Below are 3687 nucleotides of genomic sequence, written 5' to 3' on the forward strand. Positions count from 1 at the left end.
TGGACGCACGACGCGCGACGTCCCGAGGCCCCATGCCGCCCCCGTCAAGACGAGCACCACTGCGAGAGCCGCCCAGGTGCGGAAGGCCCAGCGCTTCGCAAGCGCCACACGCACGGTCGTCGAGGGAGGCGACACCTCGCTCGCCACCGCAGCCGCGCCCACCGCTGGCACCTGCTTCCGGGGAATGCGTTTGCCTCGACGGGGACGGTGTCGTGGCTCGTGCCGCCACTGCTCGAAGCTGTCGATGTCCTCCCCCTCTGTCGTCGCGGAGTCCTCGTCGTAGGCGTCGCAGAGCGGCACGTCCCACGTCGCGTCCGCGCCGCGTAGCGCCTGCTCCAGCGACTCGCAGAGCGCCTGGGCGCTCGGAGTGCGTGCCTGGGGCGTTTTCTCCAGGAGCTGCAGGCACACGTCGCTCAGCGCCCGAGGCACCCGCTCGTTCTCCTCGTGCGGCGGCGTGGGCGCGCTGGAGAGAATCGCCTCCGTCAACTTGGCGCCGTCCTCGCCATCAAAGGGGAAGCGCCCCGTCAGCAGCCGGTAAGAGACAAGCCCCAGCGCCCACAAGTCGTCCGCAGGCCCCGCTGTGTAACGAGCGTCCCGGTCCTCAAGGTGGGCCCGCAGGAAGCGCCATGCCTCCGGGGAGCGGTAGTCCACCGTCCCGGGCGGCAGGATGTCCGCCGTCAATTCTCGCGCGCCCGCGTAGTCGCCGATGCCGAAGTCCACCAGTTTGGCCAGGCCGTCCGAGGCGCGCACCATGACGTTGGCCTCTTTCACGTCCCGGTGCAGCACCCCTTCCGCGTGGGCGGCGGCGAGCGCCCGTGCCACGCCCAGCAGCACGCGCGCCACCTGCCGCGCCGTGGGGTTCTCCGCGTCGGCCCACGCGTCCAGCTGACGCCCCTCCACGTACTCCATGGCGATGACGGCGAATTGCGGCTGGGCCACCGGCCAGTAGCCATGCCCCAGAATCCGCACCACGTTGGGGTGATGCAGGCGGGTGAGGATGGAGACTTCGCGCTCCGCCCTCTCCCCTACGCGCGGCAGGTGCAACAGCTTCAGGGCGAAGCGCTGGCCCTCGCAGTGCGCGAGGTACACCGTGCCGAAGCCGCCCTGCCCCAGTTGGCGCTCCACCGTGTAGCCCAACACCGGGGCCCCAGGAGACAGCGCGGCTGGAGGTGGCCCGCGCATCATGGCGTCCGTCCTTCGGGCTCCCTGGCCTCTTCCATGCGGCGTCCTCCCAGCGGGGCGCGGACCCTACCAGAAGCTTGAGAAGCCCGGGAATCCCTCCCTCTGGGCGGGCGCCCCAGAGAGGACTTCTGGAGTCCATTGCATTTCGCCCAACCTCCAGCATTCACTCTTGGCGAACCTTCGGTTACGCTTCCGCCATGGCGCGCCCCTCCTCGCAGCCGGCCCATTCCCAGCCCCTCGCCAGCACCATTGGTGACGCCGCGCGAGCCGCACGCACCCGCCTGGGCCTCACTCAAGCCGAGATGGCCCAGCGCGTGGGCCTCGCGCATGCCGTCTACAGCCGCATGGAGCGAGGCCGCGTGCTTCCCCGCGTCTCCACGCTCCAACGCATGTGCGGCGCGCTGGGCGTCACCCCAGACGAGCTGATGGGTCACACGCCCCCTTCCGACGACTTGCCTGCGCGGCACCAGCTCCTCCTGCGTGTGCGCACCCTGGAGGAGCCCCAGGTGCGGGCGTTGCTCCTGCTGCTTCCCGAGTCCCGGTAGCGCGGCCTCGGCTACGCTGCGCCCGCCATGAATGAGGAACTCGGCATCACCATCGGCACGGAGGCCCGCGCCGCCCGCCAGCACCTGGGCCTGACGCAGGCCGAAGTCGCGGAGCGCATTGGGCTGGTGCACCCCGTCTACAACCGCCTGGAGCGCGGGAAGATGCTTCCCAGCGTCCCCTCCCTCTACCGCCTCTGCCGGGAGCTGCGGGTGTCACCCGAGAAGCTGATGGGCCTGACGCCCACGGGCGACGTGCGCAAGGCCGCGAAGCCCAAGCCCAAGGAAGAGGACGCCCCGGAGCTGCGGCGCCTCCTCCACCTCGCGCGCAAGCTTGACGCGGAGGACCTCGCTGCCCTCCTCCATGTTGCCACGGCTCTGGCGCGCTGAAGCCCTACTCCCGCTTCAAGCCCTCCAACTCGTGAGCCTCCAGCCCGTCGGGGAAGAAGCCCTCCTCGCCGAACTCCACCTCGTCGCGCAGGGCGCTGCCTTCCGCGAGCACCTGGGCCCACTCCGCTGCGGCTTCCTGCCGGCCGTAGCCCGGGTGGCGCCGCGCCAGGGCGACGCGCATCGCGTCGCGCATGTCCGCCGCCGTGGCGAACCGCTCTTCGGGCTTTGCGCGCAGCGCGACATGCAGCATGGCCTTCACGTCCGCAGAGAGTGAGGCCACCGCCCCCTCGACGTCCTCCGGGCCGAAGCGGGCCAGCAGCACCTGCATTTGCGTCAGCGGCAAGGAGGGGAGGAATTCCGGCTGGAGGCGGACCCTCTTCTTGGGCGGGCGCGGCACGTCCTCCACGTCGAAGAGGTGCTTGCCGGTGAAGACTTCCACCAACAGCACGCCCAGACTGAAGACGTCGGAGCGCGGTGACAGAGGCTGCCGCGTCAGGTACTCCGGCGAGGCGTAGGCCACGTCTCCACGGACGAGATTCGCGGGCGACTCCTCGCGGCCCACCACCAGTGAGTAGGCCGCGCCAAAGTTCGTCAGCTTCACCTCGCCTTGCGTCCCCACGTAGACGTGCCGGGGGTTGACGTCGCGGTGGATGATGCCCAGCGCCTTGCCGTCCACGTCCGTCAGCGTGTGCGCGTGGTGCAGGGCCTCCGCGATTTCCGCGCCGACGTAGAGGGCGAAGGCCTCGGAGACGGGACGTCCGCGCGCGACCCCTGCACTCACCAGCGTCTCCAGCGAGGGGCCGTCCACGTACTCCATGACGGCGTGCAGCGCGCCCTTGTGCACCTTGCGGTGGAACACCGTGGCGATGGCCGGGTGGCGCAGGCGGAAGGCCAGCTGAATCTCCTCCCCCAGCCGCGTGCGCTGCATGAAGGTGGAGGGGTTCGCCAGCCGCCGCACGAAGCAATAGCTGGGCAGCTTCTTGCCGCGCTCCGTGAAGCGCTGGGCCAGCATCAGCACCTCGCCCGTCTGCATCAGCACCAACTCGCGGACGGCCTCGTAGCGGATGCCGTCGATGGTGAATAGGTGCAGGGGCCTCTCAGGCGTCGGCGGAAACTGCCTGCTGCGCGCGGAGGCTTCGGTGCGCGCCAGGTCGTCGGTTGTCGTGTCGGGCATGGCTCCTCGGGAGGCGGGAGAGAAGGCGCGGCGGCGCCTCCCGAGGAGTTTGAGACCAGTTAACTTTTAAAGTCCACAACCACAGACTCTAAAGGACAATCACCGCACCTTGGCGAGGGCGAAGCCCGCCCCCGCCCCCAGCACCACGGCCAGCACGACAGCCAGGACAGGGACGGGGCGCGGCTGCTGGCGTAGCACCTCGTTCTCCGCCTGGAGGCGGCGCAGCTCGCGGGCCGTGAGGATGCAGCGCTCCGTGGACAGCCAGCATCCCTCAGCCACGGCCACCGTGCGTCCATCCTGAAGCGTCACGGTGGCGCGGGCTACGTCCAGCACTTCGCCTTCCGCACGCGCACGCCCCGCCACCAGCAGGGCCAGCGCCAGCACCAGGCCCCTCACCGC

General features: G+C 70.3%; 5 protein-coding genes. 2 read left to right on the forward strand and 3 right to left on the reverse strand.

All coding sequences use genetic code 11. The annotated features are described in order from the left end of the window. A partial coding sequence (locus K8556_RS38650) for a serine/threonine-protein kinase (RefSeq protein ID WP_223745145.1) occupies positions 1 to 1185 on the reverse strand: 1185 nt, incomplete at its 3' end. Between the two features lie 194 nt (positions 1186 to 1379). Between K8556_RS38650 and K8556_RS38655 the strand changes: the two genes are divergently transcribed. Further along, positions 1380 to 1727, forward strand: a complete 348-nt coding sequence (locus tag K8556_RS38655) for a helix-turn-helix domain-containing protein (RefSeq protein WP_223745146.1) — start codon at positions 1380 to 1382, stop codon at positions 1725 to 1727. 27 nt (positions 1728 to 1754) lie between these two features. Next, positions 1755 to 2114: a helix-turn-helix domain-containing protein gene (locus K8556_RS38660; protein ID WP_223745147.1), complete on the forward strand. Its 360-nt coding sequence runs from the start codon at positions 1755 to 1757 to the stop codon at positions 2112 to 2114. 4 nt (positions 2115 to 2118) lie between these two features. Here K8556_RS38660 and K8556_RS38665 read toward each other — a convergent pair whose 3' ends face one another. After that, positions 2119 to 3288 (reverse strand): serine/threonine-protein kinase, encoded by a 1170-nt coding sequence (locus K8556_RS38665; RefSeq protein WP_223745148.1) that lies wholly within the window; start codon positions 3286 to 3288, stop codon positions 2119 to 2121. A 99-nt stretch (positions 3289 to 3387) separates the two neighbouring features. After that, the coding region (locus K8556_RS38670; protein ID WP_370640041.1) for a hypothetical protein at positions 3388 to 3687 on the reverse strand (300 nt) is incomplete at its 5' end.

It is taken from the genome of Corallococcus sp. AS-1-12 (assembly GCF_020036995.1).
GTDB lineage: Bacteria > Myxococcota > Myxococcia > Myxococcales > Myxococcaceae > Corallococcus.